23 protein-coding genes and 4 tRNA genes are annotated in these 23,792 nt (G+C 65.1%); 16 read left to right on the top strand and 11 right to left on the bottom strand.

All coding sequences use genetic code 11. The features are described from left to right. Window positions 1–43 precede the first annotated feature (43 nt). From zapE to BJY26_RS14870, 5 genes are all read left to right on the top strand, one after another. Window positions 44–1,111, top strand: coding sequence for a cell division protein ZapE (zapE, locus tag BJY26_RS14890; RefSeq protein ID WP_237248788.1), 1,068 nt, complete (start codon window positions 44–46; stop codon window positions 1,109–1,111). A 227-nt stretch (window positions 1,112–1,338) separates the two neighbouring features. Continuing rightward, the gene (locus BJY26_RS14885; protein WP_179428990.1) at window positions 1,339–2,322 is read left to right on the top strand and encodes a thiamine pyrophosphate-dependent enzyme; all 984 of its coding nucleotides are present in this window, start codon (window positions 1,339–1,341) and stop codon (window positions 2,320–2,322) included. A gap of 30 nt (window positions 2,323–2,352) precedes the next feature. Then, window positions 2,353–3,351: an alpha-ketoacid dehydrogenase subunit beta gene (locus tag BJY26_RS14880; protein WP_179428989.1), complete on the top strand. Its 999-nt coding sequence runs from the start codon at window positions 2,353–2,355 to the stop codon at window positions 3,349–3,351. After that, complete coding sequence (locus tag BJY26_RS14875; protein ID WP_179428988.1) at window positions 3,348–4,694, top strand: dihydrolipoamide acetyltransferase family protein; 1,347 nt, start codon at window positions 3,348–3,350, stop codon at window positions 4,692–4,694. The genes BJY26_RS14880 and BJY26_RS14875 overlap by 4 nt, the downstream gene beginning before the upstream one ends. Before the next feature lie 147 nt (window positions 4,695–4,841). Then, window positions 4,842–6,344, top strand: a complete 1,503-nt coding sequence (locus tag BJY26_RS14870; protein ID WP_179428987.1) for a SulP family inorganic anion transporter — start codon at window positions 4,842–4,844, stop codon at window positions 6,342–6,344. Window positions 6,345–6,349: 5 nt separating this feature from the next. Here the strand turns inward: BJY26_RS14870 and BJY26_RS14865 are convergent, their stop codons facing one another. After that, the gene (locus BJY26_RS14865; RefSeq protein ID WP_179429998.1) at window positions 6,350–7,072 is read right to left on the bottom strand and encodes an MgtC/SapB family protein; all 723 of its coding nucleotides are present in this window, start codon (window positions 7,070–7,072) and stop codon (window positions 6,350–6,352) included. 129 nt (window positions 7,073–7,201) lie between these two features. Between BJY26_RS14865 and BJY26_RS14860 the strand changes: the two genes are divergently transcribed. Further along, on the top strand, window positions 7,202–8,110 hold the full coding sequence (locus tag BJY26_RS14860) for a YihY/virulence factor BrkB family protein (protein WP_179428986.1): 909 nt from the start codon (window positions 7,202–7,204) through the stop codon (window positions 8,108–8,110). Window positions 8,111–8,243: 133 nt separating this feature from the next. Here the strand turns inward: BJY26_RS14860 and BJY26_RS14855 are convergent. The 5 genes from BJY26_RS14855 to BJY26_RS14835 all read right to left on the bottom strand — a co-directional run bounded on the left by BJY26_RS14855 (window position 8,244) and on the right by BJY26_RS14835 (window position 11,124). Further along, window positions 8,244–8,318, bottom strand: a tRNA-Val gene (locus tag BJY26_RS14855). Window positions 8,319–8,362: 44 nt separating this feature from the next. Further along, a complete protein-coding gene (locus tag BJY26_RS14850; RefSeq protein ID WP_237248789.1) occupies window positions 8,363–8,833 on the bottom strand; it encodes a TIGR02611 family protein in 471 nt (156 codons plus the stop codon). A gap of 119 nt (window positions 8,834–8,952) precedes the next feature. Beyond that, window positions 8,953–9,744, bottom strand: coding sequence for a polyphosphate polymerase domain-containing protein (locus BJY26_RS14845; RefSeq protein WP_179428985.1), 792 nt, complete (start codon window positions 9,742–9,744; stop codon window positions 8,953–8,955). Beyond that, complete coding sequence (locus BJY26_RS14840) at window positions 9,741–10,493, bottom strand: DUF4956 domain-containing protein (protein WP_179428984.1); 753 nt, start codon at window positions 10,491–10,493, stop codon at window positions 9,741–9,743. The genes BJY26_RS14845 and BJY26_RS14840 overlap by 4 nt, the downstream gene beginning before the upstream one ends. A 118-nt stretch (window positions 10,494–10,611) precedes the next feature. Next, window positions 10,612–11,124 carry a hypothetical protein gene (locus BJY26_RS14835; protein WP_179428983.1) on the bottom strand — a complete coding sequence of 171 codons (513 nt, stop codon included), beginning with the start codon at window positions 11,122–11,124 and terminating at the stop codon, window positions 10,612–10,614. A gap of 103 nt (window positions 11,125–11,227) precedes the next feature. Between BJY26_RS14835 and BJY26_RS14830 the strand changes: the two genes are divergently transcribed. The 5 genes from BJY26_RS14830 to BJY26_RS14810 all read left to right on the top strand — a co-directional run bounded on the left by BJY26_RS14830 (window position 11,228) and on the right by BJY26_RS14810 (window position 13,616). Next, window positions 11,228–11,908: a response regulator transcription factor gene (locus BJY26_RS14830; protein WP_179428982.1), complete on the top strand. Its 681-nt coding sequence runs from the start codon at window positions 11,228–11,230 to the stop codon at window positions 11,906–11,908. A gap of 4 nt (window positions 11,909–11,912) precedes the next feature. Further along, window positions 11,913–13,274 (top strand): sensor histidine kinase, encoded by a 1,362-nt coding sequence (locus tag BJY26_RS14825; RefSeq protein WP_179428981.1) that lies wholly within the window; start codon window positions 11,913–11,915, stop codon window positions 13,272–13,274. 57 nt (window positions 13,275–13,331) lie between these two features. After that, window positions 13,332–13,403, top strand: a tRNA-Gly gene (locus BJY26_RS14820). Window positions 13,404–13,427: 24 nt separating this feature from the next. After that, window positions 13,428–13,498 (top strand) — tRNA-Cys (locus tag BJY26_RS14815). A 43-nt stretch (window positions 13,499–13,541) separates the two neighbouring features. Next, window positions 13,542–13,616: transfer RNA gene (locus tag BJY26_RS14810), tRNA-Val, on the top strand. A gap of 23 nt (window positions 13,617–13,639) precedes the next feature. On the opposite strand, the gene mshB is transcribed toward BJY26_RS14810, so the two are convergent. The 3 genes from mshB to BJY26_RS14795 form a co-directional block, all read right to left on the bottom strand. Then, on the bottom strand, window positions 13,640–14,563 hold the full coding sequence (gene mshB, locus BJY26_RS14805; protein WP_218852445.1) for an N-acetyl-1-D-myo-inositol-2-amino-2-deoxy-alpha-D-glucopyranoside deacetylase: 924 nt from the start codon (window positions 14,561–14,563) through the stop codon (window positions 13,640–13,642). A gap of 47 nt (window positions 14,564–14,610) precedes the next feature. Beyond that, complete coding sequence (locus BJY26_RS14800) at window positions 14,611–15,423, bottom strand: slipin family protein (RefSeq protein ID WP_179428980.1); 813 nt, start codon at window positions 15,421–15,423, stop codon at window positions 14,611–14,613. Window positions 15,424–15,512: 89 nt separating this feature from the next. Further along, entirely contained in the window at window positions 15,513–15,815 is a 303-nt protein-coding gene (locus BJY26_RS14795) for a DUF3040 domain-containing protein (RefSeq protein WP_179428979.1), read from the bottom strand. A 130-nt stretch (window positions 15,816–15,945) separates the two neighbouring features. Between BJY26_RS14795 and BJY26_RS14790 the strand changes: the two genes are divergently transcribed. The 4 genes from BJY26_RS14790 to BJY26_RS14775 all read left to right on the top strand — a co-directional run bounded on the left by BJY26_RS14790 (window position 15,946) and on the right by BJY26_RS14775 (window position 21,061). Further along, a complete protein-coding gene (locus tag BJY26_RS14790; protein WP_179428978.1) occupies window positions 15,946–16,362 on the top strand; it encodes a MarR family winged helix-turn-helix transcriptional regulator in 417 nt (138 codons plus the stop codon). A gap of 92 nt (window positions 16,363–16,454) precedes the next feature. After that, window positions 16,455–18,458: a threonine--tRNA ligase gene (gene thrS / locus BJY26_RS14785; protein ID WP_179429995.1), complete on the top strand. Its 2,004-nt coding sequence runs from the start codon at window positions 16,455–16,457 to the stop codon at window positions 18,456–18,458. Window positions 18,459–18,460: 2 nt separating this feature from the next. Continuing rightward, the gene (locus BJY26_RS14780) at window positions 18,461–19,036 is read left to right on the top strand and encodes an HIT family protein (RefSeq protein WP_372465312.1); all 576 of its coding nucleotides are present in this window, start codon (window positions 18,461–18,463) and stop codon (window positions 19,034–19,036) included. A 24-nt stretch (window positions 19,037–19,060) separates the two neighbouring features. Next, window positions 19,061–21,061 (top strand): S9 family peptidase, encoded by a 2,001-nt coding sequence (locus BJY26_RS14775; protein WP_179428977.1) that lies wholly within the window; start codon window positions 19,061–19,063, stop codon window positions 21,059–21,061. Window positions 21,062–21,154: 93 nt separating this feature from the next. Here the strand turns inward: BJY26_RS14775 and BJY26_RS14770 are convergent, their stop codons facing one another. After that, window positions 21,155–22,033: a hypothetical protein gene (locus tag BJY26_RS14770; protein WP_179428976.1), complete on the bottom strand. Its 879-nt coding sequence runs from the start codon at window positions 22,031–22,033 to the stop codon at window positions 21,155–21,157. Further along, window positions 22,030–22,515 carry a hypothetical protein gene (locus BJY26_RS14765; protein ID WP_179428975.1) on the bottom strand — a complete coding sequence of 162 codons (486 nt, stop codon included), beginning with the start codon at window positions 22,513–22,515 and terminating at the stop codon, window positions 22,030–22,032. The genes BJY26_RS14770 and BJY26_RS14765 overlap by 4 nt, the downstream gene beginning before the upstream one ends. Window positions 22,516–22,592: 77 nt before the next feature. Here BJY26_RS14765 and pgsA point away from each other — a divergent pair, with 77 nt between their 5' ends. After that, on the top strand, window positions 22,593–23,756 hold the full coding sequence (gene pgsA, locus BJY26_RS19615) for a phosphatidylinositol phosphate synthase (RefSeq protein ID WP_179428974.1): 1,164 nt from the start codon (window positions 22,593–22,595) through the stop codon (window positions 23,754–23,756). The last annotated feature ends 36 nt before the right edge of the window (window positions 23,757–23,792 follow it).

Raw genomic sequence — 23,792 nt, 5'->3', positions numbered from 1 at the left:
CAGCGGCCGAGGAACACGAGCCGAACCGAATGAGAAGGACGCTTTGTCAGATTTGAGTGCGAACGCCCAGGCGCCCGCCGATGCCGCGATCCACCTCGTGGACCGTCGTCCGCGGGTGGCGCCGGACAAGCTCATTGCCGAGCTCGTGCCGCCGCCGCATTTCACCGACGTGTCCTTTGACAGCTACCGTCCCGATCCGGCGCAACCGACGCAGGCTGCGGCCGTCGACGCCCTGCGAAGGTTCGAAGGCACGATCGGCGCCAAGCCGGGCTTGTTCGGCAAACTGTTTGGTGCCAGGAAGAACGACGGCAAGGCCGGCGTGTACCTCGACGGCGGCTACGGCGTCGGCAAGACCCACTTGCTGGCATCGCTGTGGAACGCTGCGCCGAAACCCGCCGCGTTCGGCACGTTCGTCGAGTTCACGAACCTCGTCGGCGCGCTCGGATTCCACCAGGCACTGGAGGCGCTGTCGGAAATGAGCCTCGTCTGCGTCGACGAGTTCGAACTCGACGACCCCGGCGACACGGTGCTGATGTCCCGTCTCATGCGCGAACTGGCCGACGCCGGGGTGAAACTGGCGGCGACGTCCAATACCCTCCCGGACGCTTTGGGAGAGGGCCGCTTTGCCGCACAGGACTTTCTCCGCGAGATCCAAGTGCTGTCGAGCCAATTCGAGGTGCTGCACATCGACGGTGACGATTACCGTCATCGCGGGCTCCCCTCGCCGCCCGACCCGCCCACGCCGGAAGAGTTCGGCCGGCTGGCTCGGCGCCTGCCGCAGGAGCGGAACGGAGTCGCGGTGGACGAATTCGACGGCGTCCTCGGCGTGTTGGAGCAGATCCACCCGAGCCGCTACCGGGCGCTGGTGGACGGCGTGCGCACCGTCCTGTGGCGCGGCGTGCACACGGTGGACAACGAGGCCGTCGCGCTGCGACTGGTGGTTTTGATCGACCGGCTGTACGACCGCGAAGTCACGGTCATCGCGACCGGCGACTCGCTCGACCATCTGGTCACCGACGAGATGCTGGCCGGCGGGTACAAGAAGAAATATCTGCGCGCGATCTCGCGGCTCACGGCCCTCGTTCGGGAGGGCGAGACGTCCTTGCGCTGAACTTGCCGAGCCGGAATACCGCGCCTATGGGTGTCATAACCCACATCCTCCGGCGGCACGCGAGGGGCTAGGGTTGGAGATACCGGCCAACGACAGTTGGCGGTAACGGCTCAAATAGAGGTGATGATTCGGTGGCGACAAAGTCTCGATCGACAAAATCGCAGCCCACCACGCGGTCGACCGGATCGCGCGCTTCGGCCGACACGAAGCGGTCCTACTATCGGCAGATGGCGCTCATCCGGGCGTTCGAACTTCGGGCGCAAGAGATGTACCAGCGCGCGAAGATCGGCGGATACTGCCATCTGAACCTCGGCGAGGAAGCCACGGTCGTGGGCCTGATGAGCGCGCTGCGCGCCAAGGACTATCTGTTTGCGAACTACCGCGTCCACGGTTACGCCATCACGCGCGGACTGGACCCCGGCGAGGTGATGGCCGAACTGTTCGGCCGTACCGACGGCGTCTCGGGAGGCTGGGGCGGCTCGATGCACTTGTTCGACGAGGGCGTGCGGCTGATGGGCGGCTACGGCATCGTCGGCGGGCAGTTGCCGCCGGCGACGGGAGCGGCCTTGGCAATCGACTACGAGCAAAAGGCCGACGACAAGTCGGACGCCGTGATGTGCCTGCTCGGCGACGGAACGACGGCCATTGGCGCTTTCCACGAATCACTCAACATCGCCGGACTGTGGAACCTGCCGATCGTGTACGTCATCATCAACAACGGCCTGGGCATGGGCACCACCGTTGATGCCTCGTCCGCCGAACCCGATCTCTACAAGCGCGGCGCCGCTTACCGGATCCCGAGTACGCGAGTCGACGGCAACGATCCGGACACGGTGCGCAAGGCGGCCGAAAAGGCGTTGAAGTCGGCGCGAGAAGATCGCCGTCCGTACCTGTTGGAAACGACGAGCGAGCGGCTGAAGGGTCATTCGGTCGTCGATCCGGCGAAATACCGGACCGATGAGGAAAACAAGGAACTGAAGGAAAACGATCCGGTGCCCCTGTACCGTTCCACGCTCATCAAGAGCCGCGCCATGACGAAGAAGCAGGCACAAGAGATCGACGACGAGGCGGAACGCATCGTCGACGACGCGGTCGCGTTTGCCGACAAGAGTCCGTCGCCGAAACCGGAGCAACTCTTCGACAACGACTATTCGACGGCGGTGGCCGGGGCACCGAAGCAGATGCCCGGCGATCCGCTCATCACGTTCTAAGATTTTTCGAAAGGCTCGGGATATTAACCAATGGCTGTGATCAGTTACCGGCAGGCCCTTCACGACACGCTGCGCGCCGAAATGACGCGCGACGAGAAGGTGCTGCTTCTCGGCGAAGAGATCGGCAAATTCGAGGGATCGTACAAGATCACGGCGGGGCTGCTCGACGAGTTCGGGCCGAAACGCGTGCGTGACACGCCGATTGCCGAGAACGGATTCGCGGGCGTCGGTATCGGCGCGGCAATGCTCGGTTTGCGTCCGGTCGTCGAATTCATGACGTTGAACTTCAGCGTGCTGGCGTTCGATCAGATCGTCAACCACGCCTCGAAGATCTACACCATGTTCGGCGGGCAGACGGCGATTCCAATAGTCTTCCGCACGCCGGGAGGAGGCGGCCAGCAGCTCGGCGCCACCCACTCGCAGAACATCGAAGTCTGGTACGCCCACCTTCCCGGCTTGAAGGTCGTGGCCCCGTCCAATCCGGCCGATGCCAAAGCATTGTTGACGACATCGATCCGGGACAACGACCCCGTGCTGTTCTTGGAGAACCTCGGCTTGTACAACACGAAGGGCGAGGTTCCGGACGACGGGCCGGAAGTTCCGATCGGCCGGGCCGCAGTTGCGCGAGAGGGCACGGACCTGACGGTGATCGCCTATTCGCGCGGCGTCAACGTCGCGGTCGGGGTCGCCGACGAGTTGGCGAAGGACGGCGTGAGCGTTGAAGTGATCGACTTGCGCAGCCTGCGTCCGCTGGACCGCGAGACGTTCTGCAAGTCGGTACGGAAGACCACGCGTGCCGTGGTGATGGAAGATGACTGGCTCAGCTACGGAGTGGGCGCCGAAATCGCCGCATCCGTCCAAGAAGGAGCCTTCGACTATCTGGACGCGCCGGTACGCCGGGTCGCGGCTGCCGAAATATCATTGCCGTACGCCAAACCACTCGAGAGTGCGGCACTACCCGGGGCCGATGCCTTGCGGAAAGTGATCCGTGAACAACTCGATGCAACGGGGATGAGGAGCAAATCATGACGGACATTCTGATGCCCCGGCTGTCGGACACCATGGAGGAAGGCGTCGTCGCCAGTTGGTCGAAGAAGATCGGCGACGCCATTAAAAAGGGCGACGTCATCGGCGAGATCGAAACCGACAAGACGACGATGGACCTCGAAGCCTACGACGAGGGAGTCCTCGAGGAGATCCTCGTGGACGAGGGCGGCACGGTGGCCATCGGCGAACCGATCGCGGTGCTGGGCGACGGCTCCGGCAGCTCCGCGAAATCCGGCGGCGGTTCCGGTCGGAGTGAGGACGCGTCGTCCGGCGAGGACGCGGGCTCGGGCGAGGATGTCTCCTCCGGCGACGACGGTGAATCGGACTCCGAGGACACGGAAGACGAGGCCGCAAACGACGACGCGTCCGGTGAGACGTCCGGTGACGACACGTCGTCCGGCGATGCCGGCCGGGCGGCTGAGGCACGGCAGGAGACGCAGGACGACGATTCCGGAGTGCGCCGGTCGCCGTTGGCCCGCCGTATGGCACGCGAACACGGCATCGACCTGTCGCAGGTGGAAGGCACGGGGCCCGGCGGGCGAATCATCCGCACCGACGTCGAGCGGGTGGTGGCCGAGCAAAAGAAGGGCGGCAGCGCGCCGTCCGAGACGCCGGCCGCACAGCAGACGCAAGCAGAAACGGGCGACGCCGACCAGGACGTCAAGCTGACCGCGAACCAGCGCATCACTGCGGAGCGGCTTGCCGGTAACGTCGGCGCGCCGACCTTCCAGGAAACGGTGTCGGTGCGGGTCGATGACCTGCTGGCCTTCCGCAAGACCTTGAACGAGCGGCTCGACGACACGAAAGTGAGCGTCAACGACTTGTTCGTCAAGGCGTGCGCGCGTGCCTTGAAGGACCACCCGGAGATCAACTCGTCGTGGGGCGGGGACAAAATCATCCGCAGGGGCGAGATCAACGTCGGAATTGCCGTCGCATTGTCCGGCGGCCTCATCGTGCCGGTGGTGAAGAATGCCGATCGCAAGACCCTGACGGAGATCAGCGGTGAAGCTCGCGAACTGGCCGGGCGGGCCAAGGACGGCAAGCTGCGCCCCGAAGAGTTCAAGGGTGGCTCGTTCAGCATCAGCAATCTGGGCATGTACGGCATCGACCACTTTACGGCGCTGATCAACCCGCCCGAGGCTGCTATCCTTGCCGTTGGGGCGGCCGCGAGCGTGCCGTACGTGCACGAGGGAAAGCTCGCCGAGCGCAGCACGATCACGATGACCATGACCGTCGATCACCGAGTCGTGAATGGTGCGGAGGCCGCACTGTTCCTCAGTGATCTGCGTGCCATCTTGGAAGACCCGCTGCGCATCGTCGTGTGACCGTCCGTCGCCGAGTGGCGGCGAATGGCTCATCCATCTCGCCGAGTGGCGGCGAGTGGCGGCGAAATCGTTGATTTCGCAGCCGCTCGCCGCCACTCGGCGTGCCGGGGCCCCGACCAAATTGTGCCCAACTCATAGGAGCCCTGCGTGACGACGACCGCCGAACCGACCCCGAAGGAACTGCAATCGGTCCTTGGGACGTTGAAGTCGCCGCGACGCCTGCGCACCGAGGTGTTCGGCGGGATAGTCGTCGGGCTGGCCCTCATCCCGGAGGCCATTTCGTTTTCGATAATCGCCGGCGTCGACCCCAGGGTCGGATTGTTCGCGGCGTTCACCATGGCGGTGTCGATCTCGATCCTCGGTGGGCGTCCGGCGATGATCTCGGCAGCGACCGGATCCGTCGCTCTCGTCATCGCCCCACTCGTCCGCGAACACGGCATCGACTACTTCATCGCCACAGTGATCCTGGCCGGCGCTCTCCAAATCGTGCTGGCGTTGCTGGGAGCGACAAAGCTCATGCGGTTCGTGCCCCGCAGCGTCATGATCGGGTTCGTCAACGCGCTGGCCATCCTGATTTTTCTGGCGCAGTTGCCGCATTTGATCGGAGTTCCCTGGCTGGTGTACCCGCTCGTCGCGGTCGGCGTCGCCGTGATCGTGTTCTTCCCTCGGCTGACCAAAATCGTGCCGGCACCGCTGGTCGCGATCATCGTGGTCTGCGTGATAGTGCTGAGCGTCGGCCTGCACGTGCCGACGGTCGGCGACGAGGGCAAGCTTCCGTCCAGCTTGCCCTCGCTGTTCATCCCGCACGTGCCGCTCGATTGGCACACTCTGGAAATCATCGGCCCCTACGCCGTCGCCATGGCGCTTGTCGGTCTGCTGGAGACGTTGCTCACCGCCAAGCTCGTGGACGACGTGACCGACACGACGTCCCACACCACCAGAGAAGCCTGGGGACAGGGCGCCGCCAACATCATCACGGGCTTCTTCGGCGGCATGGGCGGGTGCGCCATGATCGGCCAGACGATGATCAACGTGAAGGGTGCGGGTGCCCGCACCCGGATCTCCACGTTCTTGGCCGGGGTGTTTTTGCTTGTGCTCGTGGTCGGGCTCGGCGATTTCGTGGCGACGATCCCCATGGCGGCCCTCGTCGCGGTCATGATCATGGTGTCGGTGGGCACCTTCGATTGGCACAGCATCCGGCCAGCGACTTTGCGGCGAATGCCGAAAAGCGAAACGTCGGTCATGATCATCACCGTCGTAGTCGTCGTTGCCACGAATAACCTGGCAATCGGCGTACTGTCCGGAGTCGTTGTCGCAATGGTGCTGTTCGCCCGGCGGGTCGCGCACTTGGTGGGCGTGGAGCGAACCGTCACGGGCGACGGGGACGACGCGGTGGCCCGTTATACGGTCGTGGGCGAATTGTTCTTCGCCTCCAGCAACGACCTCTACACCCAGTTCGACTATGCCGGCGACCCCGGTCAGGTCGTCATCGACATGCGCGAATCGCATTTGTGGGATGCTTCGACGATCGCAGCGCTCGATTCGATCGAAGCGAAGTACGCCGGACACGGCAAAACAGTCAGCATCGCGGGCCTGAACGCGGCAAGCACCGCCATGCACTCCCGGCTGGCCGGGCACCTGGGTGGCTGAGGCGACTAATCGTCGTCCTGATCGGTGTCTTGCCGAGCCGTGCGTACCGAGATGACGCCGTCGATCTCGGTGAGCGAGGCGATCAGGGCAGGCAGCGGCGGCCTGCCGCGAAAGCGCGCGCGCATCGTGACTTCGGATTTGTCGGTCTTGTCGGTCGAGAGCACTTCGGCCGCAAAGCCGAGGGACGTCGATTCGGCGAGTACGTCGCGCAGCACGCCCTTGCCGTCCTCATAGCGCAGCATGATGACCTCGCGGGCCGAGGCTCCGGGAAGGCGCGCCAGCAGCGGTGTGATGACGGCGGTGGTGATGAGGTAGAAGATCGTTCCGGCCAGGGCCAGCCACGGCAGGCCGGCGCCCGAGGCCATCCCGACAGCCGCCGTGACCCAAATGGCCGCGGCCGTGGTGAGCCCGCGAACGACGTCCCCGCGGGTGAAGATCACGCCGGCGCCCAGGAAACCGATGCCGCTGACGATTTGCGCCGCAATTCGCGAGGGATCGAGGATGACGTGGTCGCCGAGCAGCGTCGAGAAGCCGTAACCGGAGACCAGTGCAAACAGCGCCGCGCCCATCCCGACGAGTGCATGCGTGCGCAGGCCGGCCGATTTCTGGCGCAGCTGGCGTTCGAGTCCGATGATGCTCGACAGCACGAACGCCTCGGCCAGGAGCCCGATTGCTTCGAGATTATGAGTCTCCGCGCCGACGCTCCACACACCGGCCGCATCGATCATCGCCACAAAGCTTCCCTCCCTGGCTTCCAAACTTAGCGTATTTGCGGCCGCCGCCTACCGAGCCCGGGCCCGATTCTGGCATAGAGTCATTACCGCGAGATCCAGATCGCGGCTCGGGACGGGGGAGTGGTGGGCAAGTTCTGGCGGCTGGTGAAGACGACGTTGCGGATCATCTTCAAATACCGGGTGACGAGTTTGGCTGCCGAAGTCGGGTTCTTCACGCTCTTGGCGCTGCCGCCGCTCGTTCTAGGTCTTGCCGCAGTGGCCGGCCTTGTCACCGGCCAACTCGGCCTGTCCGATCGCAATGAACTCGAGGCAGGGCTGATCGGCTTGGTCGAGCCGTTTTTGACGGCGGATGTCGTCGACTCCGTGATTGTGCCGACATTCCATCAAGCCGTCTCGGCAAACCATTACGGGCTGATCTCCGTCGGGTTCGTGCTGTCGCTGTGGTCCGGCTCGCGCGCCATGAACACCTACGTCGACACCATCACCATCATGTACGGGCTCGGCGGGGAGCGGGGTTTCTTCCGCCAACGCGCGCTGGCGTTCGCCATGTACTTGCTGGCTTTGGGCGCCGGGACTATCGCCGTCCCATTGCTGGTGATAGGCCCGCAAACGTTGTCCGGGTGGCTGCCGGACGGGTTCGAATGGATTCTCGGCGTGTACTGGCCGGTCGTGGCACTGTCGACGGCGCTGTTGCTCACGGTGCTCTATCACGTTGCGGTGCCGGTCAAGACCAGGTGGTTGTTCAATCTGCCGGGCGCGCTGCTGGCTCTGGCCATCTGGCTCGGCGCCAGCGTCGTGATGCGGCTCGTCTTGGCGCTGTCAATCGGCGGAACGTCCATATACGGCCCACTGGCCGCGCCGATCGTCGTCCTGATCTGGCTGTACCTGATAGCGGTGGCGGTGTTGATCGGTGCGGCGCTGAACGCCGGCATTGAAAAGGTCTGGCCGCGTGAATCGGCCGCCACCGCGACGCCTTCGCTGGTGACCCGGAAATTACCGCGCCAGCCGCCCGCACCCACTGCCCCCTCGTGAGGACCCCGCTCTCCGTGCGCTTTCCGCAAAACGCGGCTGCGCGTATAGAACGCGCCGTCATGACGGCGCGCTCTATACGCCAATGCGCGTTTTGCGGAAGGGAGGGGAAGGCGCCGTGGATTGCGAAAGGAAATGGTGGGCGATACTGGGATCGAACCAGTGACCTCTTCCGTGTGAAGGAAGCGCGCTACCGCTGCGCCAATCGCCCGTGTCCGGTCTTCGCGGAAGGAATCCCGGCAACGAAAAAACACTTTACGCGACGTTGACCGGAATTCCCAACCAGGGGGGTGCGGCCCAGGTCGGCGTCCAGCTGGGAAGGCCCGTGAGCAGCAGGATCCCGTAGACGATCGCACACACGAAGAGACAGGTCGCCGCTCCCAACAGGATGCGCACGGCCATGTGTTGACGCATCAGCCAATCGCGCCAAATGCGCAGCAGAACGCCGCCGCGTCGCAATAGCCTGTTGGCCCAATGGAACTCAGTGGCAAGGATCGCCAATCCGATGAAGACGATCAACCAGCCGGGCCCGGGGAGCGGAACCAACGCCAGTCCGGCAACGACTATGGCGCCGCCGACTACGGCCACCATCACCCGATAAGCGAACCAAACGTGCGCATTGGAATGGATGACGGTCCGCCAGCGGTACCATTGCAGCCGCAGCATCCGGAACCAGCGCGGCCAATGTCGATGAGCGGCAGCCCAATGATTGTGTGCCTGGCTCATGACCTCCCGCTCCGTCGTGTGTACCAACGCGATCACCCGGCTTCCGCGCCCTGAATCAATTCTGCCATCCGCGCTCAGCGAGAGGGGGAGCACGGATCCTCTCTAATAAATCTATCCGGTCAAGCTGAATAGGAGGTCAGGAAGCGCGGTGCGTTTGCGGCGTACGTGCGAAGTGCACGGTGCCAGCTGTTCGCCGGAAGGTCGGGGTGCAAAGCACCGATGCCGGCCGGATACTTGCTCATGCGGACCGGACGGATGCCGTGGCCGTGCAGCAGCCGGTTGGCCGGTGCCCGGCCGCGTGCCGATTTGACCTCGAGAAGAAGCATGTCGCTGCGTGCGCGCAATTCGGCTCCGGACGGCGTGCGCCACGCCAAGTCCGCATCGACGGTGATTCGCACGCCGCGGACGGCGTCCACGAGCGTCGATCGTCGATAGGTGGTGAGCATGGACGGTTTCAGGACATCCGTATCGAGTGGTACGCCGCCGCGAGACAGCACATCTGCGGCAAATCGACGGCCTCCGGGCGTCAATGCGAATCTGTCGTCGTATCCGTACTCGGTACGCGTTTTCGCCGTCGTCCCTCGGGCACCCGACAGCTTGACCTCGATGAAGGTCAGCATGGAGTCGACATAGGTGCGGGTGCGGACCTTGGCCCGGTGTCGTCGCCGTTGGGCATGATCGCGAAAGCAGCGCAGATCGGGCGTGTCGAAGTACATCGACTCGTACAAGAATTCGCGCTCCCCATTGATCTGCGTCACCCGGTGCCCGGCGAAGAGCTCGCTGCTGAGTTCTTGCATGACTTCGACGGGTACGAAGTACTTGCTGTCGACGCGGGCCATCAGGCCGGCCTGAGCGTTGACCTCGTCCAGCCCGATGGGATCCGCCTTGTCGAGAGTGCTGCGCCACGTCATCGTCCGGCCTCCATGACGGAAGCCGGCTCGCGACGTCCGGCCGGAACCGGTTCCACGTGCGGCCCCGTGCCGCCGGCCGCGGCCGGGGCGGCAGGATCCGGTGTGGCGGCGACCGCAGACTGCCGACCCGCCCGGACGTCTCGGCGCCCGGCTCGCGCTGCGCGTGGGCGCTTAGCCGGCACTGCAGCGTTCTTCCGGTGCCACACCGTCACGAGCGTCGTGTCCTGCACGTAGTTCACGGCTTCCGTCTCGCACCGCCGGATCTCCGAATCGAGCCGCACGGCCAACTCGTCGACCAGCTCCTCCTGATCGATGATGACGCGGTCGAGCATGACGCTCGAGCACTGGGTGCCTTTGCGCCAGTGCGGATGATCGACGAAAAACATGACGGCCAGCAGTCCCACGTCGAGCAAAATGGCCGCCAGCGGCATGTTCGGGGCCATGCCGTTGACCAGGCCGAGGACCAGCGCGACCAGGTAGTAGCCGACCTCGTCGTGCCGGATCGCCGCCGAGCGCAGGCGGACGATCGACAAAATACCGAACAGCCCGAAGCCCAAGCCCATTGCGGCCGACGGCATGCCGGCCAGCAAGGAGACAAGAGCGAACACTCCGATATTGACGGCGATGAACGAGCCGGCCAGGTCGAGCTTGCGGTTTCGTCGGTAGTACAAGCCGAACGCGAGCAAAGTGACGATCAGGATATCCACGCCGAGCGACCAGCCGAGACCCGCCAAAGAGTTAAGCGACATCGTTCTTCTCCTTCAACTTCGATTGCTTACGTATCGAAGCTATCGGCGGCCGCGTTAAGCCGGAGTTGGCTCCACGGTTAAGAGTTCGAGCCGAAAATTTAACCCGGCGGACGGCTTCTCAATCGTCGGTCATCACGGAGTGAATGGTCGGCTTTCCGTTTTTGCATTGCACTGAGACGAGGTAGTCGGGTCGGTCATCGCCCTCGAACTCGATCGAGGCGACGCGTGCCGGGCCTCGGTGAACATCGTCGGTGTCGTATCCGGGTGCCGGGCTCCACGATTCCAGATACGCCCCGCCCGGTTTGCAAGAGGCTACGACGCTACCGCCGGTGGTTTGCTTGGCGACGCGGTGGTGCTTCTTCCGGGCGGGCGAGCTGTGTGCATCGGATGGTGTTTGGGCCCCGGGCGCAGCGGTTGTCGCCTTGCCCGTTGCGGGAGTGTGGCCGGGGGGAGTGGTGTCCGGCGGCTCGGTCGGCGACGCGAGTTCCCGCGAAATCTCGTCTTGAGACATCGGACGCGGCTGGGACCCTTCGGTGTCCGCGCCGATACCGGACAGCACGCTGAACACGCCGACGACCGCTGCCCCGGCCAGCAGCACCCAAATCGTTGTACCGGCAATTATCGACCGCATGCCGCAAGCATGACAGGTACTGCCTTAAGCGCGGGTTAAAACGCCCCGTCGTCGCCTCCTCGCGCACATGCGGAAACTCGAAAAATCCCGCTACGCTCGGCATATGTCGGAAATACTGGTGATTGAGGACGACGCGCGGGTACGCAGCGCGCTTGCCCGGGCGCTGACCGAGATGGGGCACGCCGTGCGCACGTCGGCAGCGGGCATGGAAGGGCTCCAATCGGCGCTCGCCGATCAGCCCGACGTCGTCGTACTCGATCTCGGCCTGCCGGACGTGGACGGAGTCGAGGTGCTGCGCATGCTTCGCGCCGTCAGCGCCGTCCCGGTGGTTGTCGCGACCGCTCGCGATGACGAGCCCGACATCGTGAAGGCTCTGGACACCGGTGCCGACGACTATTTGGTCAAACCGTTCGGTGCGGCGCAACTTGCGGCCCGTATCCGAGCCGTTTTGCGGCGATTGGACTCCGACGACGGCCCGGACACCCTGACGGTCGGGCAAATCGCGCTCGACCCGACACGGCGCACCGTCACCCTGGACGACCAGCCGGTCGACTTGTCGCGCAAGGAATTCGAACTGCTGCGGTATCTGATGGAGCGCCCCGGCGCCGTCGTGCCCCGGCGCGATTTGCTGGCCGATATCTGGCAGCTGCCGTATTCGACGGCGGACAAGACGCTTGACGTCCACTTGTCCTGGCTACGACGGAAACTCGGCGAGACCGCGCAGCGTCCGGTGTACCTCCACACCGTCCGCGGCGTCGGCGTGCGCATCGACGCCCCGGAGTAGCACTATGCGCCGACGATTGATGACAACTGTCTTTGCCGCCACGACGCTGATCGTGGTCGCTCTCGTGCTGCCGCTGGCTCTGCTGCTTCGCGGCCAGGCGGAAAACCGGGCCATGGCCGAGGCGACGTTGCAGGCGCAAGCGCTGGCACCGGTCGTCGGCACCTACGACGACTCGCCGGACGGCGTTCGGCTTGCCGTCCAGCGCTTGGGCGGCTCGCCGGACCGCATCGTCACGGTGTTCCTGCCAGGAGGACGGACGCTCGGCACCGATGCGCCGGTGGACGACGCCGTTCGGCTGGCACGCCGTGGGGAGGCATTCGAAGCGGAATACGACAGCGGCAAAGCCGTGCTGGTGCCGGTTCAGGGCATCCGGAGCGGGACCGCCGTCATCCGGGTCGACGTTCCCGATCAAGCGCTGCACAGCGGTGTGAAATCGGCCTGGCTGGTGTTGGCGCTGGTAAGCGTGATCCTGCTCGCGGTCGGCATGCTGCTCGCCGACCGACTGGGCCGCTCGCTTGTCGCCTCGGTCGCCAACGTGGCGGAGACGGCCGACCGCCTGGCCCGCGGTGATCTGGACGCACGGGCCGCACCGCAGGGGCCTCCGGAAGTGCGTCGGGTCGGCGAGGAACTGGGCAAACTGGCCGGCCGCGTGTCGAAGCTCATCACGGATGAACGCGAAGAAGTCGCCGACCTGTCCCACCGGCTGCGAACGCCGATCACTGCTCTGCGGTTAGATGTGGAGGCCTTGCCGGCCGGGGAGGACAAGGACCGGATCGCCGGCGACGTGGACGCCGTCGAGACAATGGTCAACGACGTGATCGCCACCGCGCGCCGCGGCGCGCGCGACAGGGCTGTTGACGGTGCCGACTTGGCCGCGGCAGCGCGCGAGCGACTCGAATTCTGGCGGCCGCTTGCCGAGGATCAAGGTCGCACCATCACCGACCGGATCGGCTCGGACGCCGTCATGGTGCCGATCTCGCCGGACAACTTGGACGTGGCACTGGACGCGCTGATTGGCAACGTCTTCCAACACACGGACGAACACGTGGGGTTCGGAATGGCCGTGTCGACGAATCGGTCCGGCCATCCGGTTCTCACGGTCTGGGATGACGGCGCGGGGTTCAGCGGCCCCGGTGTACTGGATCGTGGTGTGTCATACGACCGGTCAAGCGGGCTCGGTCTTGACATCGTCAAACGCACGGCCGTCGATTGCGGCGGGCACGTCATTATTGGCAAGTCGACGTCCGGCGGAGCGCGTATCGACGTGGTGCTGGGCGGTGACATGCCGGGCCGGGGAGCGGGTACGAAAGCCGAAGCCGGCGGGGGTTCCGGGGGCGATTTTGATTCGGGCGCCCGCCCAAGGTAAAGTCGTTTCTCGCACCGACAAATCGGGATAAAGCGAAATCGCTTGCCGGTGACGTGTGCGGACGTGGCTCAGTGGTAGAGCATCACCTTGCCAAGGTGAGGGTCGCGGGTTCGAATCCCGTCGTCCGCTCGGAGGCACATCGTGTCGCCTCGCGGTGGAGTGGCCGAGAGGCGAGGCAGCGGCCTGCAAAGCCGTATACGTGGGTTCGAATCCCATCTCCACCTCGTAAGGCTATAAGTGAAAAACCTGCGGGATTTTATCCCGTTTGGGCGATTGGCGCAGCGGTAGCGCGCTTCCCTGACACGGAAGAGGTCACTGGTTCGAACCCAGTATCGCCCACCAGCAACTTCCGCCATTCCCCGCTTTTACCGGCGTGAGTCGAGGCCGGCAAACACGTCGTCGGCAGGCTCGTCGAACGGCACGCCGCCGGCAAAGCGAAAGCATTCGTCCCACAGCGGCCCGGGCGGCGCGCCTTCCAGTGCAAAGAAGAATTCATCGGCACGAATCTGGGTGGCGTGAGCCCGCAAGGCGGCAAATCGGCGTGCGGCGAACGGGTAGCCGTCGACGCGCACTGCAATGTCGGCATCGCGCACGCTCATCAACGGCGGCCGGCTCGAGTCGAGATCGACGGAGTCCAAGAATTCGTTCGACTGGCCGGAAGCCCTGGCTTGTTCGACCATGGTGCGGATCGCCGATTCGGGCATGGCGATCCACAACGTGCGCTGGATCGTCCACGGCCGGCCCAGATCGCGTCGGTAGGACGGCACGGCGGCGAGCGACGCGGCATATGTGGAGACGCGGTTCGCTTGGATGTGGTCGGGGTGACCGTAGTGGCCGTTCTCGTCATAGGTGATGAGTACCTGGGGACGGCGATCGCGGATCAGTGCGACGAGTTCATCGGCGGCCGCGCGCAGATCGGCGCGCCAGAACGAGTCGTCGTGGAGATCGGGGGCCGGTACCACGCCGCGCTTTTCGTCGTACGCCATTCCGGAATCGCGCCAGCGGCCGTCGCCGCCGAGCCGGACGAAGTCGTGCACGCCGAGCTCGGCCATGGCCCGGGTGAGCTCCTCGAGACGTCGGGGTGCGAGCTGGTCGTCGCGGTCGGCGCTCAGATGTTCGAGTTCGGGGACGACGACCTCACCGAGTTCGCCCAGGGTGCAGGTGACGAGCGTGACGCCGTCGCCTTGCGCGGCATATCGCGCCATGGTGGCGCCGGTGGAGCTCGACTCGTCGTCGGGGTGGGCATGAACGAGCATCAGTCGGCGCTCGGGGCCGGGATCGTGAGTCACCCCACGATGATAGTGACCCCGCAGGTTGCGGACGAGGGGCAGGCGGGCTAGCGGCCTTGCGACATGATCCCCTCGATGGCGCTGCTGACTGCTTCCTTTTCCGCCGGAGTGGAGCGTTCGAGGAAGCGCAACAACTCGACGGGGAACGGCAGGACAAGCGTCGAATTCTTTTCGGCGGCCACTTCGACGATCGTTTGCAACAGCCGCAACTGCAGAGCGCCGGGCGTGTCCGACATGGCGGTGGCGGCCTGCGAGAGCTTTTCCGAGGCCTGTAGTTCGCCGTCGGCCGTGATGACTCGTGCCCGGCGCTCGCGTTCGGCCTCGGCCTGACGCGACATCGACCGTTTCATCGATTCGGGCAATGCCACATCCTTGATCTCCACCCGGTCGATGTGCACGCCCCACTCGACAGCCGGATTATCGATCATCAGCTCAAGACCTTGGTTGAGCTTTTCCCGATTGGTCAACAGATCGTCCAGATCGCTCTTGCCGATGATGGACCGGAGAGACGTTTGCGCCACCTGCCCGACCGCCGACCGGTAGTCCTCGACATCGACGACGGCCCGCACCGGGTCGACGACGCGGAAGTAGATCACGGCGTCCACCCGCACCGTCACGTTGTCGCGGGTGATGCCCTCCTGGGCCGGCACCGGCATGGTGATGACCTGCATACTCACCTTTTGCAATGTGTCCATGCCCGGCACGATCGCCGTGAAGCCGGGCGGGCGCACCGGGTCTTGGACCTTGCCGAAACGCATCACGACGCCGCGTTCGTATTGGCTCACGACGCGAAAGCTCTTGCCCATCACGATGAGTCCGGCAATGACCAGCGCCGCGATGATGCCGATCAGGAGTTCCATGACCGCCTCCAGCAGTTAGTGGACCGCGTCCTCTTCAGTGCAGCGACTTCAGTGCAGCGATTTCAGTGCAGCGATTTCGGGCAGCGACTTCAGTGGAACGACCGATTGTCGTAATCGGTCCGGCTCAGCTGCTGTTCCCGTGCCACATGACGCCGCCATGCCGGAGCCAAAGCGATCACGGCGAACGTGACGACGAGAACCGTTATTGCTCCGTACAAGCCTGCCGCCAAAGTCATCACGAACATACTGAGGGCGAAGAAGATCCACGCAAGGATGCGGCGGAAACGTCCCGGAATCGGGGCCTTGGCGAATTCATGAGCGAGCTGGGGGTCTTCACCGGCGAATTGCCGCTCAATTTCATGCAGCCGTTGACGTTCGTCTTTGCTTAACACGATGCACCTCCCTGGTGCTCCGCCGATGCCTGATGTTCGGGCACCGTCTAAGTTATATCGTAACACGAGATATCATGGAAAAAGAGTGTCGTAACCGGTAGTTCCGCGAGAGAAGTGATGAGCTGTGGACGTGACGTCCGACCACGCGGTGCCCTTGAGCAAAACCGACTTCGAAGAGCTGGCCAGGTTCCGATTCGGCATCCGCCGATACCTCCGGTTCAGTGAAGAGACGGTGCGCAAACGCGGCCTCACATCGCAGCAATATCAGCTGATGCTCGCCCTCAAGGGGTACCCCGGCAAGGATTGGGCGACAATTCAAGAGCTCGCCGGCCGGCTGCAACTTCGCCACCACAGCGTTGTCGAGCTGGTGAACCGGGCCACCGACCGCGCCTTGGTGCGCCGTGAGCCGGACCCCGCCGACGCCCGGGTCGCACGGGTCGTGTTGACGGCGTCCGGCGACGAGATCCTCGAAGAGCTGAGCGAGATGCACCGCGACGAGTTGAAACTGATCGCCAGCGAGTTCCGATTGCCGGCTCTCGGCACGTAACCGGTCGCGCCGGGCAGTGAACCGCGGGATACCATCGAGGGTGGCGGGCGCGTCCGGCGCCGCCGCAATCGACAGAAAGCTCAGGAGTGACAGTGCCCGCAGAATTGACGTTGACCATCGAAGGAACTTCTTCCGTGGCCGCGCCGGGCACGACGGGAACCGAGGCTTTCGACGGCCGTCGCAATGTGGTGGCCATGCGCGTGAACGGCGAACTCGTCGACCTGGCGCACGCCTTGCGCGACGGCGATGTCGTCGAACCGGTCACCATCGAGTCGGCCGACGGGCTGGGCATTTTGCGGCACTCGGCGGCCCACGTGGTGGCGCAAGCGTTGCAAAGCATCATCCCGGACGCCAAGCTCGGCATCGGCCCGCCGATCGAAGACGGCTTTTACTATGATTTCGCGGTTCCGGAGGCGCTCACGCCCGACGACCTGAAGAAGATCGAAAAGAAGGCCAAAGAGATAGTCAAGCGCGGACAGAAGTTCGTGCGCCGCGAGGTCACCGACGACGAGGCACGCGCCGAACTCGCCGACGAACCGTTCAAGCTCGAGCTGATCGCCGACAAGGGGGGCGCGTCGGACGACGACGGCTCCTCGGTCGAAGTCGGCTCTGGCGGCCTCACCATGTACGACAACGTCGACCCGAAGTCGGGGGAGACGGTCTGGAAGGATCTCTGCCGCGGACCGCATCTGCCGTCGACGAAGCTCATCGGCAACGGATTCGCCGTCACCCGGTCATCGGCCGCCTATTGGCGCGGCGACCAGGCAAACGAGTCGCTGCAACGCGTGTACGGCACGGCATGGCCGACCAAGGACGAGCTCGTCGCCTACCGAGAACGCCTGGCCGAGGCCGAACGGCGCGACCATCGCAAACTGGGCGCCGAACTCGATTTGTTCTCGTTCCCGGACGAACTCGGATCCGGGCTGCCGGTCTTCCACCCGAACGGCGGAATCGTCCGCACCGAAATGGAAGATTATTCGCGCCGTCGACACATCGAGGCGGGATATTCGTTCGTCAACACGCCGCACATCACGAAAAAACAATTGTTCGAGACGTCGAAGCACCTCGAGTGGTATGCCGACGGGATGTTCCCGCCCATGCACGTCGACGAGGAGAAGAACGCCGACGGCAGCATCAAAAAGCCCGGCCAGGACTACTACCTCAAGCCGATGAACTGTCCGATGCACAACCTGATCTATCGGGCGCGCGGCCGGTCCTACCGTGAACTGCCGCTGCGGCTCTTCGAGTTCGGCAGCGTGTACCGGTACGAGAAGTCCGGCGTCGTCCACGGTCTCACCCGCGCACGCGGCTTCACCCAGGACGATGCTCACATCTACACGACGCGCGAAGGCATGCGCGACGAGCTCGCCCGCCTGTTGACCTTCGTCCTCGACCTGCTGCGCGACTACGGCATCGACGACTTCTACTTGGAGCTGTCGACGCGCGATCCCGAGAAATCCGTCGGCGACGACGAGACCTGGGAGGCGGCGACGCGCACGCTCGAGGAAGTTGCAGTGGAATCCGGGCTCGAACTCGTTCCCGATCCGGGCGGCGCGGCATTTTACGGGCCGAAGATTTCCGTTCAAGCCAAGGACGCCATTGGCCGGACGTGGCAGCTGTCGACGATCCAGCTCGACTTCTTCGAACCCGAATTGTTCGAACTCGACTACACGGCGTCGGACGGCTCTCATCAGCGGCCCGTGATGATCCACCGGGCGCTGTTCGGATCGATCGAACGATTCTTTGCGGTCCTGCTCGAGCATTACGCCGGCGCGTTCCCGGTCTGGCTCGCGCCGGTGCAAGTGGTCGGCGTGCCGGTGGCCGGTGACTTCGCACCCTATCTGCATGACGTCGCCGCCAAGCTGCGCGCTCGCGGCGTCCGCGTCGAAGTGGACGACTCGGACGACCGGATGCAAAAGAAGATCCGCACGCACACCAAACGCAAGATCCCGTATTTGCTGATTGCCGGCGGCGAGGATCAGGACGCCGGCGCCGTCTCGTTCCGCTATCGGGACGGGCATCAAGACAACGGGATCCCGGTCGATGAGGCAGTCGACCGTATCGTGGCGGCCATCGACGCGAAGGAGCAGGTGTAAGAGTGGCGGATGCCCCCGATGCCCCCGAGATTCGCGAGGAGGCCGCTGCCGAATCGCCGGACGGATTTGCGCGCGTCCCGGACGGCTTCGGCCGCCTGTGGACCCCGCATCGGATGGTCTACATCGACGGCGCGGACAAGCCGAAGGATTCCAGCCGGGCGGAATGCCCGTTCTGCACGATCCCGGACAAGTCCGATGAGGAGGGCCTCATCGTGCACCGCGGCCGCGGCTGTTACGTCGTCCTGAACCTCTACCCGTACAACCCCGGCCACCTCCTCGTGTGCCCGTACCGGCATGTCGCCGACTACACCGAGGCGACCGACGACGAGATCTTCGAGATCGGCACCCTGACCCGGACGGCCATGAGCGTCGTCCGGAAGGTGTCGGCGCCGCACGGGTTCAACTTGGGGATCAATCAGGGAGACGTGGCGGGTGCCGGAATTGCAGCCCACCTGCACGAACACATCGTGCCGCGCTGGGCCGGCGACATGAATTTTCTGCCGGTCGTGGCCCAGACCAAAGCACTCCCGCAGGTGCACGCCGACGTCCGGAAGGCGTTGGCGGACGCCTGGCCGTGACCGAAAGCCCGACAAAGGAGAAATATGCGCCCCGATCAGGTCGATCTGCTCGTCACAGTGTCCGCGCCGGCAGTGTTGCCGGGGGGCCGGACCGCGATAGTGGCCGCCACGCGCCCCGACCTGGCCGACGACGAGTACCGCGGCGAGCTGTTCACCGTCGACCTGACCGGTCGGTCCGCGCCGCACCGCCTCACCCGCGGCTACCGTGACGGCGCCCCGGTCGTCTCGCCGGACGGTTCGCTCGTCGTGTTCTCCCGTGCCGACAAGGGCGGTAAGCCGCAATTGTTCGTGACGGCGTCCGCCGGCGGCGAACCGGTCCAACTGACCGACGCCGACTTGGGAGCCGGGTCCCCGTCGTTTTCGCCGGACGGCCGCCGGCTGGCGTATACGGCGCGCGTGCCCGAACACGGACGCTACGGCACCGACGAGGACGTCGCTCCCGGCGCCGAGCCGCCCCGGCTCATCGACACGGCGAAATACCAAAGCAACGGGCTCGGCTATGTCGGCGACAAGCCGCAGCACGTGTTCGTGGTCGATCTGCCCGATCTGGACGGCGCACCGGGGGACAGCGAGCCGGTACCGGAAAGCATCCGGATCACCAACGGCATCGTCGATCATTCCGAGCCGGTATTTACGCCGGACGGCGGCCGCGTGGCTTTCCTGGCCTCCCGCCACCCCGGCCGCGACCACGACCTGTACACCGACGTGTATGCGGCCCGGGTGCCGGCAGCCGCCGAGCCGTCCGCCGAAGACCCCGACCCCGGCCGGGAAGGGGCCCGGCAGCCCGAACGTCCGGCCGAACCCGAACTGCTGACCGCTACCGATTTGTCGATCGGCACCGTGCGCTTCGACGGCGACGACCTGGTCATGCTGGCCGGCGAGCTCGGGGAGTCCGGCACGGACTTCGTGGCTGCCACCGGCGGACTCTACCGAAAATCGCCGGGGCGGCCCGCCGTGCGCCTCACCGACCCGGAAACCGTTGATCTCGACGGGGCCGTGGGGCTGACCGTGCTGCCCGGCAAAGCAGTATTGTGCGGGCTGACCGAGCGGGGCGCCGTCCGTCTGGTGCGGATCGACGCGTCCGGCGCCGTTGACACCCTCACCCCTGCGGGAATCGTCGTGACCGGCGCGGACGCGACCGGCGACGTCATCGTTGTCGGCTTCACGTCGCCGACGACGTCCGGGGACGTCGGAGTGGTGCGAGGGGGCGAAGTGAACCCGGTGACCGATTTCTCCCGGCGGCTTCGGGACAGCACGACAGTCCTACCGGCGCGCGAGCTCACGGCGACCGCCCCGGACGGCTATCCGGTGCACGGTTGGACTGTCGTACCCGAGGGCCCGGGGCCCCATCCGGTTCTGCTGATGATTCACGGTGGACCGTTCGCCGGGTATTCGTGGGGCTACTTCGACGAAGCGCAGGTGTACGCCAACGCCGGCTACGCCGTCGTCATGTGCAATCCGCGCGGATCGGCCGGATACGGCCGAGCGCACGGCCGCGCAGTCAAGGGCGATCTTGCCGCTCCTGCCATGGCCGACGTGCTGGCGTTCCTGGACGCGGCCCTGGACGACGACGCTCTGGACGCCGAACGACTCGGAGTGATGGGCGGCTCGTACGGCGGCTACTTGACGGCATGGATCATTGCGCACGACCACAGATTCTCCGCAGCCATCGTCGAACGCGGCATGCTCGAGCCGGAATCGTTCGCAGGCACCTCGGACATCGGATCGTTCTTCGGATTCGAATACGTCGGGACGACGCCGGAACAGGTCGCCGCCCAGTCGCCGTATGCGCACATCGACGACGTGCGCACGCCGACTCTCGTGGTGCATTCCGAACAGGACCTGCGCTGCCCGCTCGAACAAGGTCAGCGGTACTTCGGGGCGCTGCGCCGCCGCGGCGTCGAAACCGAATTCCTCGTGTTCCCCGGCGAGAACCACGAACTCAGCCGGTCCGGCAGGCCCCGGCATCGCCAGGCTCGCTTCGAGCACATCCTTCGCTGGTGGAACATGCAGCTGCCCGGCTGACGGCGGCGAACGTCCCGGCAGTAGCAGCGGCCGTGGGGTGGTTTGTCGCCGCCGGGGCGGTATTTACCACCCCGGGAAGGGCAAAGCACCCCGTCAGCGGGAGCGTCGGCGCACACGGCGGCCAAGCGGGGAATCGGCGCCGAACACCTTCTCCAAGGGCGCAAAGGCCAGCAGGCACACGATCAGCGGGAAGAACGAGATCCCGAGCGTCGCCCAGGTGATGGCGTGAAAGAGGCAAAAGAAGCAGACGAAGGCCGCCAACGGCGTCCGGCGTAAGAACAAGAGCGCCGGCGACGCGGTTTCGGCGAGGATCATCAGCCACTGACTCATGCGCGCGAAATGCGGGATGGTGAGCAGCCAGTGCGCGAACGGGGTGCCGCGTCGGGCGAACGCCCAGCCGACAACCACCCGGTTGGCCCAGCCCCACCCGCCAAAGCGCACCTTGGTCACCGCCGACAGGAAGTAACAGCACACGGCGCCGATTTGAATGCAGCGGATAGCAAACCCGGCGGCTTCGCTGTGCGTGCTGTCGCCCCAGCGGGCCTTGCCGGCAAACGGCAGCGCCAGCAACGCCACGAAAAACGCGTACTGGTCGTGGTCGACCTTGGAAAAGCTGTACCCGATTGTCACCCAGTCCACGAAGGCCAGCAACACGACGATCCCGGCAATGCGTGACAAATAGCCGGACGCCGCGAGCAAAGCAGCCGTGATGAGCACGATGTGCAGTACCGCCACATAGGCCGGATTCGGCGCCGGCAGGTGCAGCACGTCGCGTAGCAGAATGGGCCGGTAGAGCGAGGACGGGATTCTCGCCAGCGCCGGCGGATCATTACAGATCCACAGGGTGTCGGCGATTGCGAAGAGGTAAATGATCACGCGGAAGATGAAGATCCGCTCCCGAGGAACCAGCGGGGCCGCCCAGGCGCGAAAGCGGGTGCGCGCCGGGGGAGCCGGTGCGGTGTCCACGCTCATTGCCGTTGCTCCGCGTTCTGCGGGTGCTCCGGGTCGTGCACGTGCCACGTGGCCAGGACCACCGTGACGGTCTTCTGATCGACCGCGTTCTTCAATTTGGTCTGCGTCTGCATCAAAAAGATGGTGGTGTACGGCGAGTCGCCGGGCATGCTGCGGGCGTGACCGATCGCGAGAGCTTGCAACAGCGCGGGATGGTCGATGAAGCGCTGCAACTGGCCCTCGATCTCGGCGCGGCCGATACCCACGCCGTGAATGCCCCACGGAATCCGGACCTTTTTGCCGTTCTCGTTCTTTGCCACCGCGTAGGTGGAATGAATCGTGCCGTTGACGTCGATTCCCGTGGCGTACTGCTTTTGCGGGCCGATCGGCCACCACGGATCGGTCAGCGCCACCGAGCCGAGCGCGGTCAGCGCGAACAGGACGCCGAACACGCCGACCCGCCACGCCAGGGCGCGGCGCGAGAGCATGACTGATTTCGGCATGGGTTCGAGTATCGCACGATGGATTCGGCGCGGCAGGCGCGAGGCGCGTCCGGCGCTGGATTACCCTGGGAGACACGATGCTGAACAAATTTGCCCGCGCGATTTTCACTCGCCTGCTCACGCCGATCGCGGCGTTCCTCCTCCGAATCGGCATCACGCCGGACGCCATGACGATCATCGGCACCATTGGCGTGTGCATCGGCGCGCTGGTGCTGTATCCGACAGGTCATCTGCTCATCGGCACGATAGTCATCACGGTCTTTGTGCTCTCCGACATGCTCGACGGCATCATGGCCAGGCAGTCGGGTCGCTCGTCGGTATGGGGAGCATTCCTCGACTCGACGCTTGACCGCTTCGGCGATTCGGCGGTCTTTTGCGGCATCGCGCTGTGGTACTTCTTTGGCGGCAACAACCGGTATACGGCGATGCTGGCGCTGGCGTGCTTGATCCTGGGCAGCATCGTCTCCTACGCTCGGGCACGGGCCGAAGGTCTCGGATTGAAAGCCGCCGGCGGTATCGCCGAACGCGCCGACCGGTTGCTGCTGACGCTGACTTTCACGGGCTTCGTCGGAATGGGCTTGCCGCGCATTTTCCTCACGGTGGTGCTGGCCCTGTTGGCGCTGGCCAGCATGTTCACCATCTGGCAGCGCATGTCCCGCGTGCGCGGACAAATCGTGTTGGCGCAGCAGTCCGAGGCCGCAAAGGCCGGCAAGGACGACTTGGCCGACAGGTGGGACGAATGGCAGCCGGAGCCCGACGGAATGTTGAGCCGTCATGCCGCTCGGGTGATAGTGCTCGACGACGACTATCGGACGTTGCTGATCAAGGGACACGACACCGACGACGCCGACCACCGCTGGTGGTTCACCGTCGGCGGGGGATTGAAGGACGGCGAGGATTCGCGCACCGGGGCTGCGCGCGAATTGCGCGAAGAAACGGGGATCGACCTTGTCCCGTCGGACCTGGTCGGGCCGGTGGCCCGGCGCAGCGCCGAATTCGAATTCGCCACCAAGACGGTCCGCCAGCACGAAGAGTTCTACTGTGCCCGCGTTCCTGCCGATGTGAGGCTCAGCAACGCCGGGTGGACGGCGCTCGAGCAACAAACGCTCGACGACGTTCGATGGTGGACCGTCGAGGAGATCAGGTCGTCGCGGGAGACCGTGTACCCGTTGCAGCTCGCCGAGGTCGTCGAAACCGCGGCGCGCGGCGAATGGGACGGATCCTGCCGCCGGATCAGCTGACGGCGCGCGCCGAGCGGATGCCGGCCGTCGTCGCGT

Origin of the sequence: Spelaeicoccus albus (genome assembly GCF_013409065.1) — a bacterium.
GTDB classification, from domain to species: Bacteria; Actinomycetota; Actinomycetes; order Actinomycetales; family Brevibacteriaceae; genus Spelaeicoccus; species Spelaeicoccus albus.
The sequence above is the reverse complement of the archived record's forward strand: the minus strand, read 5'-3'. Positions and strand labels throughout refer to the sequence as shown.

What these genes read in the sequence shown, in the direction of transcription:
- BJY26_RS14885 (WP_179428990.1), top strand. Translation starts at nt 1,339, where the DNA reads ATGGCGCTCATCCGGGCGTTCGAACTTCGGGCGCAAGAGATGTACCAG.
- BJY26_RS14880 (WP_179428989.1), top strand. Translation starts at nt 2,353, where the DNA reads ATGGCTGTGATCAGTTACCGGCAGGCCCTTCACGACACGCTGCGCGCC.
- BJY26_RS14875 (WP_179428988.1), top strand. Translation starts at nt 3,348, where the DNA reads ATGACGGACATTCTGATGCCCCGGCTGTCGGACACCATGGAGGAAGGC.
- BJY26_RS14865 (WP_179429998.1), bottom strand. Translation starts at nt 7,072, where the DNA reads ATGATCGATGCGGCCGGTGTGTGGAGCGTCGGCGCGGAGACTCATAAT.
- BJY26_RS14850 (WP_237248789.1), bottom strand. Translation starts at nt 8,833, where the DNA reads ATGAGCCAGGCACACAATCATTGGGCTGCCGCTCATCGACATTGGCCG.
- BJY26_RS14845 (WP_179428985.1), bottom strand. Translation starts at nt 9,744, where the DNA reads ATGACGTGGCGCAGCACTCTCGACAAGGCGGATCCCATCGGGCTGGAC.
- BJY26_RS14840 (WP_179428984.1), bottom strand. Translation starts at nt 10,493, where the DNA reads ATGTCGCTTAACTCTTTGGCGGGTCTCGGCTGGTCGCTCGGCGTGGAT.
- BJY26_RS14835 (WP_179428983.1), bottom strand. Translation starts at nt 11,124, where the DNA reads ATGCGGTCGATAATTGCCGGTACAACGATTTGGGTGCTGCTGGCCGGG.
- BJY26_RS14830 (WP_179428982.1), top strand. Translation starts at nt 11,228, where the DNA reads ATGTCGGAAATACTGGTGATTGAGGACGACGCGCGGGTACGCAGCGCG.
- BJY26_RS14825 (WP_179428981.1), top strand. Translation starts at nt 11,913, where the DNA reads ATGCGCCGACGATTGATGACAACTGTCTTTGCCGCCACGACGCTGATC.
- BJY26_RS14800 (WP_179428980.1), bottom strand. Translation starts at nt 15,423, where the DNA reads ATGGAACTCCTGATCGGCATCATCGCGGCGCTGGTCATTGCCGGACTC.
- BJY26_RS14775 (WP_179428977.1), top strand. Translation starts at nt 19,061, where the DNA reads ATGCGCCCCGATCAGGTCGATCTGCTCGTCACAGTGTCCGCGCCGGCA.
- BJY26_RS14770 (WP_179428976.1), bottom strand. Translation starts at nt 22,033, where the DNA reads ATGAGCGTGGACACCGCACCGGCTCCCCCGGCGCGCACCCGCTTTCGC.
- BJY26_RS14765 (WP_179428975.1), bottom strand. Translation starts at nt 22,515, where the DNA reads ATGCCGAAATCAGTCATGCTCTCGCGCCGCGCCCTGGCGTGGCGGGTC.
- pgsA (WP_179428974.1), top strand. Translation starts at nt 22,593, where the DNA reads ATGCTGAACAAATTTGCCCGCGCGATTTTCACTCGCCTGCTCACGCCG.